Here is a 15,261-nt window from a genome sequence, read left to right on the forward strand (position 1 = left end):
TTTGCACCCGTCCTCATCACTCGCGCCGGCCCCGTCATCCCCGCTACGCCCAGTCATCCGCCACGCCCACCCGTCATACCCGCGAAGGCGGGGATCCACCTTCCGCGCGGTTGCGCTTCGATCCGGGACGGGTGAATAGGGTCGCCGCCCTCGCACGGATAAGGGGGCTTTCCCGCGGCGATCGTGGATCGCAATCGGGTTCCACCGGTTGACCGCCGCGACCGGACGCATTCGAAACGACCTTCAGGAGACCGCATGGCCGCCGACAGCAACTGGCAATTCTGGATCGACCGCGGCGGCACCTTCACCGATGTGGTGGCGCGCGAACCCGGCGGCACGATCCGCTCGATGAAGCTGCTGTCGGAAAATGCCGAGCAATATGACGATGCCGCCGTCGAGGGCATCCGCCGCATCACCGCCCAGGCGGGCGCCGCACTGTCCGATGTCGCGGCGGTCAAGATGGGCACCACGGTCGCCACCAACGCGCTGCTCGAACACAAGGGCGAACCGACGCTGCTCGCGATCACGAAGGGCTTCGGCGATGCCCTGCGCATCGGCTATCAGGATCGCCCCGATCTCTTCGCCCGCGAAATCAGGCTGCCCGACCAGGCCTATGATCGCGTCGTCGAGATCGACGAACGCGTTACGGCGGATGGTGAGGTACTGACCCCGCTCGATGAAGACGCCGCCCGCGCCGACCTGCAACGTGCATACGACGCCGGCCTGCGCAGCATCGCCATCGTCCTGATGCACGGCTACCGCTACACCGATCACGAAAAGCGGCTTGAGGGAATCGCCCGCGACATCGGCTTCACCCAGATCTCCACCGGGCACGAGGTCGCGGCGCTGGTAAAGCTGGTCGGGCGCGGCGAAACCACCGTCATCGACGCCTATCTCTCGCCCGTGCTGCGCCGCTATGTCGACCGCGTGGCCGGCGCGCTCGGCGACGACACGCAACTCCTGTTCATGCAATCGAACGGCGGCTTGGCCGAGGCGCAGTCCTTTCGCGGCAAGGACGCGATCCTGTCCGGCCCGGCCGGCGGCATCGTCGGCATGGCCGCGACCGCCAATTCCGCCGGCATCGACCGTGTCATCGGCTTCGACATGGGCGGCACCTCAACCGACGTTTCGCACCATGCCGGCGAATATGAGCGCACTGGCGAGGCGATCGTCGCCGGCATGCGGGTGCGCGCGCCGATGCTCCAGATCCACACGGTCGCGGCCGGCGGCGGCTCGATCTGTAGCTTCGACGGGATGCGCCTGACGGTCGGTCCCGAATCCGCCGGCGCCGATCCGGGGCCTGCCTGCTATCGCAAGGGCGGCCCGCTGACCGTCACCGACTGCAACGTCCTGCTCGGCCGCATCCAGGCCGACCATTTCCCCCGCGTCTTCGGCCCCGACGCGGACCAGCCGATCGACACCCGAGCGGTACGTAAGCGCTTCGAGGAACTGGCGGACGAGGTCGAGCGCGCCACCGGCAAACGCCAGAGCCCGGAGGAACTGGCCGAGGGCTTTCTGGCCATCGCCGTCGCCGCCATGGCGAACGCGATCAAGACCATCTCCGTTGCCAAGGGCCACGATCTCGCCCGCTACACCCTCGCCAGCTTCGGCGGCGCGGGCGGGCAACATGCGTGCCTCGTCGCGGACACACTCGGCATCGACCGGGTGATGATCCATCCGCTCGCCGGTGTGCTCTCCGCCTTCGGCATGGGGCTGGCGACGCAGCGCGTCATGCGCGAAGCCACCGTCGCCGAACCGCTGGACGGCGGCAGCGAGCGCGGTCTGGAGACGCTCGCGGCGCTCGAACGCGATGCAAGCGCGGATCTTGCCGAACAGGGCGCCGGGACCGAGCGCGTCGAGCGCCGCTTCAAGCTGCGCTACGCAGGCGCCGACAGCGTCCTCACCCTGCCGGCCGAGCCGCTCGATACGCTCGCCGCGCGATTTACCGAGCGCCACCGCACCCGCTTCGGCTTCGCGCAGGAAGACACCCCGCTCGTCATCGACAGTGCAGAGGTCGAGGCGATCGGCCCCGCCCTCGCCGCCGAAGCCGGCTTTCCCACCGGCGCCGGCGCCGATCCGGCCATCGTCGCCACGCACATCCACGGCGAAAGCCGGGACGTGCCGCTGTTCGACCGCGAACACCTTCCCGCCGGCTGGACGCAGGACGGACCGGCGATCGTCGTCGACGGCTCGGGAACCACGCTGATCGCGCCGGGCTGGCGCGGCGAAATCGACGATGCGGCCAACCTGATGATCGCCCGCGTCGCCGCGCGCCGGGCCGTCACCGCCGCCGGGACCGAGGTCGATCCCGTCCGCCTCGAACTCTTCAACAACCTGTTCATGGCGATCGCGCAGCAGATGGGCGTGGCGCTGCAACAGACCGCCTATTCGGTGAACATCAAGGAACGGCTCGACTTCTCCTGCGCGGTCTTCGACCGGTCCGGCAATCTCGTCGCCAACGCGCCGCACATGCCGGTGCATCTCGGCTCGATGGGCGAAAGCATCCGCGCCGTCATGGCAAACCGAGGGAGCAGCGCCGATGGCCGCGGCATCCGGCGCGGCGACGTCTATGCCCTCAACAATCCCTATCATGGCGGCACGCACCTGCCCGACGTGACCGTCATCATGCCCGTCTTCGCCACCGAAGCGGCGACCGCGCCCGACTTCTACGTCGCCGCCCGCGGGCACCAGGCCGATATCGGCGGCAAGACGCCCGGCTCCATGCCCTCGGACAGCCGCACGATCGAGGAGGAAGGCATTTTGATCGACGATTTTCTCCTCGTCGACGAAGGCCGCTTCCGCGAGGCCGACCTGCGCGAGCTGCTCGCCTCCGGCCCCATGCCGGCGCGCAACCCGGATCAGAATGCCGGCGACATCCGCGCCCAGATCGCGGCATGCGCGCGCGGGGCGAACGAGCTACTGCGCATCGCCGGGGATCAGGGGCTCGACGTGCTCACCGCCTATATGGGCCATGTGCAGGACAATGCGGAGGAAATGGTCCGCCAGCGCCTCGCGCGCATCTCCGATGGGCAGTTCCGCTACGAAATGGACAATGGCGCCCATGTCGCCGTCGCGGTTACGGTGGACCCGCAGGCCCGCAGCGCGCGGATCGACTTCACCGGCTCCAGCGACCAGCGCGGCGACAATTTCAACGCGCCCTTCTCGATCGTGCGTGCCGCCCTGCTCTACGTCGCGCGCACGCTGGTGGACGAGGACATTCCGATGAACGACGGCTGCCTCGCTCCGTTCGACATCGTGGTGAGCGAAAATTCCATGCTCAACCCGGCCTATCCGGCCGCCGTCGTCGCCGGCAATGTAGAGGTCAGCCAGGTCGTCACCGACGCGCTGTTCGGCGCCTTCCGCGCCTGCGCCGCCGCGCAGGGGACGATGAACAACTTCACCTTCGGCGACGACCGCTATCAATATTACGAGACGATCTGCGGCGGCTCCGGCGCCGGCGAGGGCTATGCCGGCACGAGCGCCGTGCAGACCAACATGACCAACAGCCGCATGACCGATCCCGAGATTTTCGAGACGCGCTTTCCGGTCCTGCTGGAGGAATTTTCCATCCGCCGCGGCTCGGGCGGCGCGGGCACATGGCGCGGCGGCGACGGCACCGTCCGCCGCATCCGCTTCACCGCGCCCGTCACCGCCAGCATCCTCTCGAACCGCCGCAAGGTGCCGCCCTTCGGCCTTGCCGGCGGCGAAACGGGCGCGCCGGGCCGGAACCGCGTGGAGCGCGCCGATGGAAGCATCGAGCAACTTGAATCCTGCGCTACAGTGGAAATGCGGCGAGGCGACGTTTTCATCATCGAAACGCCCGGCGGCGGCGGCTACGGCGAACCATAGCATCCGCTCGGCCATGTGTGTCCCCGCGCAGGCGGGAACCCAGGCTGGGCTCCCGCCTTCGCGGGAGCACAAACACTCCCGGTCCGGGCGAAAGCAGGAGCGCCGCGGGGAGCCCTTCCTTTGGCCTGCGCGTTCCGATAGTTACAATCGCAACGAACCGATACCGCCCCGCAGGAGAGACGATGCAACCGACCATGGACTTCGCGCTCGGCGAAACCGCCGACATGATCCGCGAAACCACGCAGCGCTTCGCCGCCGACAAGATCGCGCCGATCGCGGCGCAAGTGGACGAGACCAACAAATTCCCCCGCGATCTCTGGCCGCTGATGGGCGAGCTGGGCCTGCACGGCATCACGGTGGAGGAGGAGTATGGCGGCCTGGGCCTCGGCTATCTCGAACACTGCGTGGCGATGGAGGAAATCTCGCGCGCCTCGGCGTCGATCGGGCTTTCCTACGGCGCGCACTCCAATCTGTGCATCAACCAGATCCGCCGCTGGGGCAGCGATGAACAGAAGCGGAAATACCTGCCCAAGCTCATCTCCGGCGAGCATATCGGCAGCCTCGCCATGTCGGAAGCCGGCTCCGGCTCCGACGTCGTCTCGATGAAGCTGCGCGCCGAGCGACGCGGCAATGACGCCTATGTCCTGAACGGCACGAAATTCTGGATCACCAACGCGCCGGAAGCCTCGACGCTGGTCGTCTATGCCAAGACCGAGCCGGACGCCAGCGCGAAGGGCATCACCGCCTTCCTGATCGAGCGCGACATGCCCGGCTTCTCCGTTTCCGGAAAGCTCGACAAGATGGGCATGCGCGGCTCGGACACGGCCGAGCTGGTATTCGACGACTGCGAAGTTCCTGCCGAAAACGTGCTGGGCGAGGTCAATCAGGGCGCGAAGGTGCTGATGAGCGGCCTTGATTACGAGCGCGCGGTGCTCGCCGCCGGCCCGCTCGGCATCATGCAGGCCTGCCTCGACACAGTCCTGCCCTATGTCCGCGAACGCAGCCAGTTCGGCCAGCCCATCGGCAGCTTTCAGCTCGTCCAGGCCAAGGTCGCGGACATGTATGTCGCGCTCAATTCGGCGCGGAGCTACGTCTATTCGGTTGCGCGTGCCTGCGACGCGGGAAAAACGACGCGTTTCGATGCGGCGGGCGCGATCCTGCTCGCCTCGGAAAATGCCGTGAAATCAGCGCTGGAGGCGATCCAGGCGCTGGGCGGCGCGGGCTATACGAAGGAATGGCCCGTCGAACGCCTCTTGCGCGACGCGAAACTTTACGACATCGGCGCGGGAACCAATGAAATACGTCGGTATTTGATTGGTCGAGAGCTGATCGGGGTCTGATAGCCCTGTCAGCCGGACTTCTTGCTGAATCCGCTTCAGCACCCATGCGCGGCCGCGCGTTCTTTTTTGTCCTACGTACAGAGCAACCGGCCGCGCATGGAATTTCCGCCTGCCGATGGCCACCGGATGGACCCGACGCCTTTCGCTCGCGCGCCGTCGCGGCTAGTCAGGCGATCGACCTTGGAGAGGACATGACAGCACGATGAGCGGCCCGGCACTGGACACGAAGATCGCGCCCGATAGCGAGGGCTTCCGCGCCAACGCCGCGCATAACCGCCATCTGGTCGAAAAGCTGCGCGCCGATGTCGCGGCGGCGGCCGGGGGCGGCGGCACACGCTCGCGCGAACGTCATGTCGGCCGCGGCAAGCTGCTCCCGCGCGACCGGGTCGAACGCCTGCTCGACGCGCAAGCGCCCTTCCTGGAAATCGGTCAGCTCGCCGCCTTCGGCATGTATGGCGGAGAGGTGCCCGGCGCCGGCATGATCGCCGGCATCGGCCGCGTCTCCGGCCGGCTGTGCATGATCGTGTGCAACGACGCGACCGTGAAGGGCGGCACCTATTACCCGATGACGGTGAAGAAGCATCTGCGCGCGCAGGAGATCGCGGCGCAGAACCGCCTGCCGTGCATCTATCTGGTTGATTCCGGCGGCGCCAACCTGCCGCACCAGGCGGAGGTCTTTCCCGACCGCGACCATTTCGGCCGCATCTTCTTCAACCAGGCGCAGATGTCGTCGCAAGGGATTCCCCAGATCGCCTGCGTCATGGGAAGCTGCACCGCCGGCGGCGCCTATGTGCCGGCCATGTCCGACGAAAGCGTCATCGTGCGCGAACAGGGCACCATCTTCCTCGCCGGCCCGCCGCTGGTGAAGGCCGCGACGGGCGAGGAGATCTCGGCCGAGGATCTGGGCGGCGGCGACCTGCACGGACGCAGGTCGGGCGTGGTCGATCACGTCGCCGAAAACGACGATCACGCCCTGGTCATCGTCCGCGACATCGTCGCCACCCTGCCCGCCCCGCGCGACCCCGACATCGCCCTGCGCGAGCCGGTGGAGCCGCGCTACGCGGCCGAGGAACTGTACGGCCTCATTCCGCAGGACGTGCGCGCGCCCTACGACGTGCACGAGGTGATCGCCCGCCTGGTCGACGACAGCGCCTTTCACGAATTCAAGGCGCTGTACGGCACATCGCTGGTCTGCGGCTTCGCCCATATCTGGGGTATGCCGGTCGCGATCCTCGCCAATAACGGCGTGCTGTTCTCCGAAAGCGCGGTGAAGGGCGCGCATTTCATCGAACTCGCGCAACAGCGCCGCATTCCGCTCCTGTTCCTCCAGAACATCTCCGGCTTCATGGTCGGCGGCAAGTACGAGGCGGAGGGCATCGCCAAGGACGGCGCCAAGCTCGTGACGGCGGTGGCGACGGCGAGCGTGCCCAAAGTCACCATCCTGATCGGCGGCAGCTTCGGCGCCGGCAACTACGGCATGTGCGGCCGCGCCTATTCGCCGAATTTCCTGTTCACCTGGCCGAACAGCCGCATCAGCGTGATGGGCGGCGAACAGGCGGCGAGCGTGCTGGCCACGGTCCACCGCGACGCCGATAGCTGGAGCGAGGAAGAAGCGGAGGCGTTCAAGAACCCGATCCGCAGGAAGTATGAAGACGAAGGCAATCCCTGGCACGCCACCGCGCGGCTATGGGATGACGGGATCATCGACCCCGCCGAAACCCGAGACGTCCTGGGCCTGGCCTTCGCCGCCACCCTGGGCGCTCCCATCCCCGAACGCCCGCAGTTCGGCGTCTTCCGGATGTGAGGATGGGAAGCGCTTCGGGCACCTCAATCCTCCCCGAGCTCGTCTCGGGGAGGGGGACCGCCCGGCGAAGCCGGGTGGTGGAGGGGCAAGCGCACCCGACAGGCGGCAACGATGGCATCGACGGTCGTCCCGACATCGTGCAGCACGTCGCGGGCCGGAACGCGCAATGTGTGGATACCCTTTGCCGCAAAGAACGCGTCACGCCGAGCATCACGCGCCGCGGGCGCGGGTCCGGAATGCGCCTCCCCATCCACCTCGATCGCCAGCCGTGCATCGCTGCAATAGAAATCGAGCACGTACGGCCCCGCAGCGCTTTGCCGCCGAAACTTCAAACCGAACGGACGAGCGCGCAGCACCTGCCACAGCAACACCTCCGGCAGCGTCATTTGCCGCCGCAACGACCGTGCGCGCGTGACGGCTCTGGTTCGCGCTTTCGGCGCCTGGTTTCTCAGCATCCGCCCCTCCCCTCCACCATGCTTCGCATGGTCCCCCTCCCCGAGCCAAGCTCGGGGAGGAATTAACGAAAGCTCGCCATGCCACCCATCCTCCTCCTGCTCGCCGCCCAGGCCACGCCCGTGCCGCCGCTGCCGCCGGCCGACCCCGGCCCGCCGCCGACGCCGGAAGTCGCCAATGTGCTCGCGCCCATCAACGCCATGTTCGCCGGCCTCGCCGCGCATGACGCCTCCGCCATCCGCGCCCGGCTCCTGCCCGAAGGCGGCGCGACTGTCGCGGTGGAGCAGCCGGACGGCACCCGCACCATCCGCCACATGGGCTGGGACGAATTTCTCGCCGGTATCAAACCGGGCGACCAGCGGCTCGAGGAACGCCTGATCAACCCGGCGGTGGAGGTGGACGGCGACATCGCCATGGTCTGGGGCCCCTATGTCTTTACCGTCGACGGCGCGGTGTCGCATTGCGGCGTCGATCATTTCGATCTCGTGCGAAAGGACGGCGCGTGGAAGGTCCTCAACGTCACCTGGTCGCAGCGCGAAACGGGATGTCCGGGCCAATGACGATCCAGACTGTCCTACAGGCCCCGCTGTGCGGTATGGCGCGACCAATGCCGACCGTCCGCATCCCCCTCCCCGCACCGCGCAGCCTGTGCCCTCGCGCGTCGAGGTGCGACTCTGTGCGACCTTTGGGAGTTTTCGGGGCATGATCCGTTCGCTGCTCATCGCCAATCGCGGCGAGATCGCCTGCCGCATCATCCGCACCGCAAGGGCGCTCGGCATCCATACGGTCGCGGTCTATTCCGACGCCGACGCGCATGCGATGCACGTGCGCGACGCCGACGAGGCCGTGCATATCGGCCCGTCCGCCGCGGCCGAATCCTATCTGGTGGGTGAGCGCGTGATCGCCGCGGCGAAGGAGACGGGGGCGCAGGCCATCAATCCCGGCTACGGCTTCCTTTCCGAAAATGCCGATTTCGCGGATGCGGTCTCGGATGCCGGTCTGGTCTGGGTCGGCCCCTCGGCCAAGAGCATCCGCGCCATGGGGCTGAAGGATGCCGCCAAGAAGCTGATGCAGGAGGCGGGCGTTCCCACCACGCCCGGTTATCTCGGAGAGGACCAGTCGCCGGACGTGTTGAAGCGGGAGGCCGACCGCATCGGCTATCCGGTGCTTATCAAGGCGGTCGCCGGCGGCGGCGGCAAGGGGATGCGCCGCGTCGACGATGCGGCCGAATTCGCCGACATGCTCACCTCGTGCAAGCGCGAGGCGGCGTCCTCCTTCGGCGACGACCGGGTGCTGATCGAGAAATATATCCTCTCGCCCCGTCATATCGAGGTGCAGATCTTCGGCGACACGCACGGCAATGTCGTCCACCTGTTCGAGCGCGACTGCTCGCTGCAGCGCCGCCACCAGAAGGTGATCGAGGAAGCGCCCGCGCCGGGCATGAGCGACGAGGCACGCGCCGAAATCTGCGCCGCCGCAGTCCGCGCGGCGAAGGCGGTCGACTATGTCGGCGCCGGCACGATCGAGTTCATCGCCGACGCCTCGGAAGGACTGCGCGGCGACCGCACCTGGTTCATGGAGATGAACACTCGGCTGCAGGTCGAACATCCGGTGACGGAGGCGATCACCGGGCAGGACCTGGTCGAATGGCAGCTCCGCATCGCCAGCGGCGAACCCCTGCCCTGCGCCCAGGATGAACTCACCATCGAGGGCCATGCTATAGAGGCCCGCCTCTATGCCGAGGACCCGGCGAGCGGCTTCCTCCCCTCGACCGGGCAACTCCGCGTGCTCGACCTGCCGCACGATCTCGCCCGAATCGATGCCGGCGTCGCCGCCGACGACCGCGTCTCGCCCTTCTACGATCCCATGATCGCCAAGATGATCGTTCATGCCGAGGACCGCGACATGGCCATCCATGGCCTTGCCGATGCGATCGACGAGGCGCGCATCTGGCCGGTCAAGACCAACGCAGCCTTCCTGCGCCGCTGCCTGCTGAGCGAAGGTTTCCGCACCGCCGGCATGACCACCGGCTATATCGGCGATCATATCGACGACCTCGCTTATACGCCCGAACCGGGGGATGCTCACTGGCGCGTCGCGGCCATGGCGCGGGGCGAAATCGACGGCAGCCTGATCCCGGAAGTCGGCGCGGGCGTCTGGCAGGCGATGACGGGCTTCCGCCTCAACGCCGCGCCGGCACACCGCGTCGCTGTCGTCCATCGCGGCGAGTTGCGCACCGTCGATGTCGCCGAAGGCGACGATTTCGTCGCCTGGACGATCGACCGCGACGGCATCGTCACCTTCGAACACGGCAACGCCTTCCTGTTCCAGACGCCGCGCGCGCTGGTCGGCGCCGGCGCCGCCTCGGCCGATGGCGCGATCCTGGCGCCGATGCCGGGCAAGGTGATCGCGGTCGAAGTGGCCGAGGGCGACGGCGTCACCAAGGGCCAGAAGCTCCTCACGCTCGAAGCGATGAAGATGGAGCACAGCCTGATCGCCCCGTTCGACGGCACCGTGTCCGAACTCAATGTCAGCGTCGGCGGCCAGGTCGAAGACGGCGCGCTGCTGGCGCTGGTCGAGGCCGGGAATAGCGAACCGTGAGCCCGCCATTCTCCAACCCGTTCGTGTCGAGCGAAGTCGAGACACGCCGGCTGGCGGAGACGCTTCTCGACCACCCTCAAGGCGATTGGATGCTGACATGACCGATTTCACCATCCGCGACGCGCATGGCGGGGACCTGCCGGCCGTCGTCGCCCTGCTCCGGCAGGATCAGATGGGCGGCGAGGACGAGGATCCGGGTCCGCCGCTCGACCCCGGCTACCGCGCCGCGTTCGATGCGATCGCGGGCGATCCGAACCAGTTCCTGTTCGTGGGCGAACAGGACGGCCGCGTCGTCGGCACCTTCCAGCTCAGCCTGCTTCCCGGCCTGCTCTACCACGGCGCCTGGCGCGGCCAGATAGAGGCCGTCCGCATCGACGAACGGGTGCGCGGCCGCGGCCTCGGCGAAGCGATGATGAAGCTCGCCCTCGACCTGTGCCGGGCGCGTGGCTGCCGGATCGTGCAACTGACCTCCAACACCGCCCGCACGCGCGCCCACGCATTCTACGAACGCCTCGGCTTCACGAAGAGCCATGTCGGCATGAAGCTGATGCTGGAGCCATAACAGTAAACAACAACCCGTTGGTGCTGAGCCTGTCGAAGCACTGCTTTTTGTATGCCTGACGTAAGCTCAGCCCTTCGACAGGCTCAGGGCGAACGGCGATAACGAAGGACCCCCTTATGCCCGGACGCTATTTCGACGAATGGCAGGTCGGCGATCGCATCACCCACGCCCTGCGCCGCACCGTGACCGACACCGACAACGTCATGGTCACCACCCTCACCCACAACCCGCAACCGCTCCACCTCGACGCCGAATATGCCGGCGAAACGGAATTCGGCCGGGTGGTGGTGAACGGCATCTTCACCTTCGGCCTGATGGTCGGCATTTCGGTGGGCGACACCACGCTCGGCACGCTCGTCGCCAATCTCGGCTATGACGCGGTCAAGATGCCGAAGCCCGTCTTCGTCGGCGATACGCTGCGCGCCGAGACGGAAGTGATCGAACTCCGCCCGTCCAGGTCCCGCCCCGGCCAGGGCATTGTCACCTTCCGCCACCGCATGGTGAACCAGCGCGGTGAGGAGGTATGCACCTGCACCCGCGCGGCGCTGCTCAGGTCGCGGCCGGACTGATCTCAGGAAGCGGCGCCGGAGTCTGTTCCTCCATCAGCGCGTCGGTGAAGCGCTTGCGCCACCAGATCACGTCTTCCTTTTCGACATTGTCCATCATCAGTCGCCAGCGCCGGATGCGCTCTTCGCGCCCCATGCGCAGCGCCGTGACGATAGCGTCGGACATTTCCTCGGCACTATAGGGATTGATGAGCACCGCCCCTTCCCCCAATTGCGCCGCCGCACCGGCAAAGCGCGACAACACCAGCACACCGGGATCGTCCGGATCCTGCGCCGCGACATATTCCTTCGCGACCAGGTTCATGCCGTCGCGCAGCGGCGTCACGAGTCCGACCCGGGCGGCGCGATAGATGCCGGCGAGCTGGTCGCGAGGATAGCCTTGGTTGACGTAGCGGATCGGCACCCAGTCGACATCGGCATAGGCGCCGTTGATCTTTCCCGCCAGCCCTTCGAGCGCGGACCGGATTTTCTGGTAGCTTTCCACCGTACCGCGCGACGGCGGCGCGATCTGCAGGAGAAAGACCTCCTTGCGCTCTTCGGGATGCTTGTCGAGGAACCGCTCATATCCGCGAAAACGTTCCTCCAGTCCCTTGGAATAATCCAGCCGGTCGACCCCGATGATCACGTCGCGCCCCACCGCGCTGTCGCGCATCTGGCGAAAGGCGAGCCGCGCCGTCGGGCTGTTCGCGCCCTCGACGAATTCCTTGGCGTCGATGCCGATCGGGTCGGCCAGCGCGAGCACCCGGCGATCGCCCAGTTCCACCATCCCGTTTTCGTGGATGGTGGCGCCCAGATCCTTTTCCGCGAAATCGAAGAAGGATTCGAGCCATTCCTGGGTATGGAAGCCGATCACGTCATAGGCGAACATCTTCTTCGCCAGCTCGGCCGCCTCGGGCAGCGTATTCAGCAGGCGGCGCGGCGGCCAGGGAATGTGGAGAAAGAAACCGATCCGGTTCCCGCAGCCCCGTTCCCGCAGCTTCTCGCCCAGCGGGAACATGTGGTAATCCTGGATCCAGACGACGTCGTCGCCCTCGATCAGCGGGCGGACGGTGTCCGCGAAACGATCATTGACCCGCTGATAACCACCGGCAAATTCGCGTTCATATTCCGCCAGGTCGATCCGGTAGTGGAAAAGCGGCCACAGCGTCCGGTTGGCATAGCCGTTATAATATTCCTCCAGGTCCTGCGCCTCCAGGTCGATCGTCGCCGACGTGACCCCGGCACTCCGCTGGAAATTGATATGGCCGTCGAACTTGTCCGTGACTTCGCCCGACCAGCCGAACCAGATGCCGCCATTCTCCCGAAGCGCGGCCGACAACGCCACTGCCAGCCCGCCTTGCGCCCCGGAATTGGAATCCGTGGGTGCGGAAACGCGATTCGAGATAACGATCAGTCGGTTCATCGGATAGCGCTCCACGGTTTGCTCAGCAGGACCGCGCAATTGATCATGCCGACCAGGGAATAGGTCTGCGGATAATTGCCCCACAATTCACCGGTCGCAGGGTCGATATCCTCCGAAAGAAGGCCCGACACGGTCCTGCGCGACAGCATTTCTTCAAATAATGCACGAGCATCCGCATTTCTCCCCGTGAAGTGCAACGCCTCGATCAGCCAGAAGGTGCATACGTTGAACGCGGTCTCGGGCAATCCGAAGTCGTCCTCGGTGGCATAGCGCAGCATGTGGGAGCCGCGTCTCAGCCCCCGTTCGGTCGCTTCCAGGGTTCCGCGGAACCGCTCGTCGTCGGGCGAGAGAAAGCGCAGGTCGAGCAATTGCAGCAGGCTGGCGTCCAGATCGTCGCCGCTGAAGGTGGCCGACATGTGCTTGCCGTCCTCGCGCCACGCCGCCTCCTCGATGCGTGAGCGCATGATGTCGGCACGTTCGCGCCAGAAACGCTCCCGTTCCTCCAGCCCCAGCCGTTCCGCCGCATTCGACAGACGGTCACACGCCGCCCAGCACATCGCCGCCGAATAGGTGTGGACCGACCGGCGCGTGCGCAGTTCCCAAAGGCCGGCATCGGGCTGGTCGTACAACTCCCAGGCCCGCTCGCCGACGCGTTCGAGCGATTCGAAATCCTCGCGTCCGGCGGTGCGGAACAGGCGTTCGTCGAAAAAGGCCTGCACGTTCGACAACACGATCTGGCCGTAGGCGTCATGCTGGACCTGCTCATAGGCCTGGTTGCCGACACGCACCGGTCCCATGCGGCGATAGCCCGCAAGGCGCGGCGCTTCCGTTTCCGGCAGCTTGTCCTCGCCCAGCACCCCGTATAGCGGCTGGATCATTCCGCCCTGCGCTTCGTCGACGATGTTGCGCAGATAGCCGAGATATCCTTCCAGCACGTCCAGCGCGCCGACACGGTTCAGTGCCTGCACGGTGTAATATGCATCGCGAATCCAGCAATATCGGTAATCCCAGTTCCGGCCGGACTCCGCATGCTCGGGGATCGAGGTGGTCAGCGCCGCGACGATCGCGCCGGTCTCCTCATGCTGGCATAGCTTCAGCGTGATCGCGCAGCGGATGACGACATCCTGCCATTCCAGCGGCGTGGCGAGCCCGCGCGTCCAGTCCTGCCAATGATGGCGGGTATAGGTCAGCATCTCCTCGACGCTGGTCGCGATGTCGCCGGAAAAACTCTCATCGGGACCAAGGAAGAAGTGCAGCGAACGCTCGACGCGAAACACCCGCTCCTCGCGCACGATCCCGACCGGCGCGTTGGTGCTGAGCCGAAGCTGCAGCCCTTCCAGCAGGTAACGGACATGGTTCGATCCACTCGTGGTCACGACGCTGGGGTCGCCCCAGTTTCGCGTCGGTCGCAAGCGCACCCGAATGCGAGGGCTGCCATGAACCGGACGCACGATCCGGGCATAGGAAACCGGTCGATAGGTTCGGCCCAGCCGTTTGAAGCGCGGACAGAAATCGATGATCTCGATCGCATTGCCGTGCCCGTCGGTCAGCCGGCTGCGCAGGATCGGCGTGTTGCGAAGATAGTTCTGCTCGACCGACTGACAGCCTTCCAGTTCGATCGCCCACATACCCACCGCATCGCCGGAGGCGGGGTCTCGCCCGTCAATCAACGAGCAGAAGGCCGGATCGCCATCGACGCGCGGCACGCAGCCCCAGACGAGCCGCGCCTGCTGGTCGATGAGCCCGCTGACCTGGCAATTTCCGATGGGCCACAGATCGAGATTCGTCTGATCCATCACAGTGCCGCGCAAGCCGCTTCCAGCCAGTCGAGCGTGCTACCGACACCGGCAAGACGATACCGCGCATCGGTCGGACGCGCATCGCCGACCAGAATGCCGGCCCCGCCGATATGCGCCACGGCTGCGAAACCATCCTCGTCCGTCACATCGTCGCCGATGAATACCGGCCGGAATCCGGCGAAGGGCGGGCCTTCGAGAAAATGGCGGATCGCTTCGCCCTTATGTGCGCCGGCCAGGCGCAATTCGAGCACCTTCTTCCCGGACTGGACCGTCAGCCCGGTTTCATCCGCGAGACGCCCGACCAATTCCCGCGCCTCCGCCTCCAAGCTCTCAGCCCCTCGATAATGCAGGCCGACTCCCAGCGGCTTTTCCTCGACCAACAGCCCTTCGCGATCATCGGCGAATTCGCGCAGCCTGGCGAGAACCATGTCGAGCGTGGCCGGCCGTTCGGGCGCTCGTTCCCGGCCATCGGGCCAGCGCATCTCAAGACCGTGACTACCGCTGATCGCGACGCCTTCGCCCAGATACCCGGCAATCGCCGCGATCGGACGGCCACTGACGATGGCGACGCGGCCGTTCATGTCCTGCACCAGCCTGGATACCAAAGCGCGCAGGCGCGCATCCACCAACACGCCGTCGGGGCGGTGAGCAATTTCCACCAGCGTTCCGTCGAAATCAAGGAACAGACTGGCGTCGCGCAACAAATCCACCGGCGGAACCTGCAGCCCGCCATCTCCGGCGGATCGGAACTCTGCGGTAACGGTATCGGTCATAATCGTAACGGCCTCACGAGGGTGCCCAACGACCGTAATCGTGTTGCGTTGCGGAATAAACCGCCAGCGTATCGAAAATCATACAGGCGCCGCCTTCAATGCGGCCGTCCCG

11 protein-coding genes are annotated in these 15,261 nt (G+C 66.4%); 7 read left to right on the top strand and 4 right to left on the bottom strand.

The annotated features are described in order from the left end of the window. Nucleotides 1–255: 255 nt before the first annotated feature. From RPR59_RS10645 to RPR59_RS10655, 3 genes are all read left to right on the top strand, one after another. Nucleotides 256–3,849 carry a hydantoinase B/oxoprolinase family protein gene (locus RPR59_RS10645; RefSeq protein ID WP_313913839.1) on the top strand — a complete coding sequence of 1,198 codons (3,594 nt, stop codon included), beginning with the start codon at nucleotides 256–258 and terminating at the stop codon, nucleotides 3,847–3,849. A 182-nt stretch (nucleotides 3,850–4,031) separates the two neighbouring features. Next, entirely contained in the window at nucleotides 4,032–5,189 is a 1,158-nt protein-coding gene (locus RPR59_RS10650) for an isovaleryl-CoA dehydrogenase (RefSeq protein ID WP_313913841.1), read from the top strand. Between the two features lie 202 nt (nucleotides 5,190–5,391). Next, nucleotides 5,392–6,993 carry a carboxyl transferase domain-containing protein gene (locus tag RPR59_RS10655; RefSeq protein WP_313913843.1) on the top strand — a complete coding sequence of 534 codons (1,602 nt, stop codon included), beginning with the start codon at nucleotides 5,392–5,394 and terminating at the stop codon, nucleotides 6,991–6,993. A 23-nt stretch (nucleotides 6,994–7,016) separates the two neighbouring features. Here the strand turns inward: RPR59_RS10655 and RPR59_RS10660 are convergent, their stop codons facing one another. Continuing rightward, nucleotides 7,017–7,448, bottom strand: coding sequence for an endonuclease domain-containing protein (locus RPR59_RS10660; RefSeq protein ID WP_313913845.1), 432 nt, complete (start codon nucleotides 7,446–7,448; stop codon nucleotides 7,017–7,019). 78 nt (nucleotides 7,449–7,526) lie between these two features. Between RPR59_RS10660 and RPR59_RS10665 the strand changes: the two genes are divergently transcribed. The 4 genes from RPR59_RS10665 to RPR59_RS10680 all read left to right on the top strand — a co-directional run bounded on the left by RPR59_RS10665 (nucleotide 7,527) and on the right by RPR59_RS10680 (nucleotide 11,178). Next, the gene (locus tag RPR59_RS10665) at nucleotides 7,527–8,006 is read left to right on the top strand and encodes a nuclear transport factor 2 family protein (RefSeq protein WP_313913848.1); all 480 of its coding nucleotides are present in this window, start codon (nucleotides 7,527–7,529) and stop codon (nucleotides 8,004–8,006) included. A 142-nt stretch (nucleotides 8,007–8,148) separates the two neighbouring features. After that, on the top strand, nucleotides 8,149–10,047 hold the full coding sequence (locus RPR59_RS10670) for an acetyl/propionyl/methylcrotonyl-CoA carboxylase subunit alpha (protein ID WP_313913850.1): 1,899 nt from the start codon (nucleotides 8,149–8,151) through the stop codon (nucleotides 10,045–10,047). A 97-nt stretch (nucleotides 10,048–10,144) separates the two neighbouring features. Beyond that, complete coding sequence (locus tag RPR59_RS10675; RefSeq protein ID WP_313913851.1) at nucleotides 10,145–10,609, top strand: GNAT family N-acetyltransferase; 465 nt, start codon at nucleotides 10,145–10,147, stop codon at nucleotides 10,607–10,609. A 116-nt stretch (nucleotides 10,610–10,725) separates the two neighbouring features. Continuing rightward, a complete protein-coding gene (locus tag RPR59_RS10680; RefSeq protein ID WP_313913853.1) occupies nucleotides 10,726–11,178 on the top strand; it encodes a MaoC family dehydratase in 453 nt (150 codons plus the stop codon). Here RPR59_RS10680 and RPR59_RS10685 read toward each other — a convergent pair. Genes RPR59_RS10685 through otsB form a run of 3 tightly spaced genes read right to left on the bottom strand, consistent with a single transcriptional unit; the run spans nucleotide 11,159 to nucleotide 15,149 of the window. Then, nucleotides 11,159–12,577: an alpha,alpha-trehalose-phosphate synthase (UDP-forming) gene (locus tag RPR59_RS10685; RefSeq protein ID WP_313913855.1), complete on the bottom strand. Its 1,419-nt coding sequence runs from the start codon at nucleotides 12,575–12,577 to the stop codon at nucleotides 11,159–11,161. The two genes, RPR59_RS10680 and RPR59_RS10685, sit on opposite strands and share 20 nt — an antisense overlap. Then, on the bottom strand, nucleotides 12,574–14,373 hold the full coding sequence (locus RPR59_RS10690; protein WP_313913857.1) for a glycoside hydrolase family 15 protein: 1,800 nt from the start codon (nucleotides 14,371–14,373) through the stop codon (nucleotides 12,574–12,576). The genes RPR59_RS10685 and RPR59_RS10690 overlap by 4 nt, the downstream gene beginning before the upstream one ends. Next, entirely contained in the window at nucleotides 14,373–15,149 is a 777-nt protein-coding gene (gene otsB / locus RPR59_RS10695) for a trehalose-phosphatase (RefSeq protein ID WP_313913860.1), read from the bottom strand. The genes RPR59_RS10690 and otsB overlap by 1 nt, the downstream gene beginning before the upstream one ends. Nucleotides 15,150–15,261 lie beyond the last annotated feature (112 nt).

It is taken from the genome of Stakelama saccharophila, from assembly GCF_032229225.1.
In the GTDB taxonomy this organism is placed as follows: domain Bacteria; phylum Pseudomonadota; class Alphaproteobacteria; order Sphingomonadales; family Sphingomonadaceae; genus Sphingomonas; species Sphingomonas saccharophila.

Bases quoted from the DNA above. Each gene is read 5' to 3' on its own strand.
- RPR59_RS10645 (WP_313913839.1), top strand. From the start codon at position 256: ATGGCCGCCGACAGCAACTGGCAATTCTGGATCGACCGCGGCGGCACC.
- RPR59_RS10680 (WP_313913853.1), top strand. From the start codon at position 10,726: ATGCCCGGACGCTATTTCGACGAATGGCAGGTCGGCGATCGCATCACC.
- RPR59_RS10655 (WP_313913843.1), top strand. From the start codon at position 5,392: ATGAGCGGCCCGGCACTGGACACGAAGATCGCGCCCGATAGCGAGGGC.
- RPR59_RS10670 (WP_313913850.1), top strand. From the start codon at position 8,149: ATGATCCGTTCGCTGCTCATCGCCAATCGCGGCGAGATCGCCTGCCGC.
- RPR59_RS10650 (WP_313913841.1), top strand. From the start codon at position 4,032: ATGCAACCGACCATGGACTTCGCGCTCGGCGAAACCGCCGACATGATC.
- RPR59_RS10675 (WP_313913851.1), top strand. From the start codon at position 10,145: ATGACCGATTTCACCATCCGCGACGCGCATGGCGGGGACCTGCCGGCC.
- RPR59_RS10660 (WP_313913845.1), bottom strand. From the start codon at position 7,448: ATGCTGAGAAACCAGGCGCCGAAAGCGCGAACCAGAGCCGTCACGCGC.
- RPR59_RS10690 (WP_313913857.1), bottom strand. From the start codon at position 14,373: ATGGATCAGACGAATCTCGATCTGTGGCCCATCGGAAATTGCCAGGTC.
- RPR59_RS10685 (WP_313913855.1), bottom strand. From the start codon at position 12,577: ATGAACCGACTGATCGTTATCTCGAATCGCGTTTCCGCACCCACGGAT.
- otsB (WP_313913860.1), bottom strand. From the start codon at position 15,149: ATGACCGATACCGTTACCGCAGAGTTCCGATCCGCCGGAGATGGCGGG.
- RPR59_RS10665 (WP_313913848.1), top strand. From the start codon at position 7,527: ATGCCACCCATCCTCCTCCTGCTCGCCGCCCAGGCCACGCCCGTGCCG.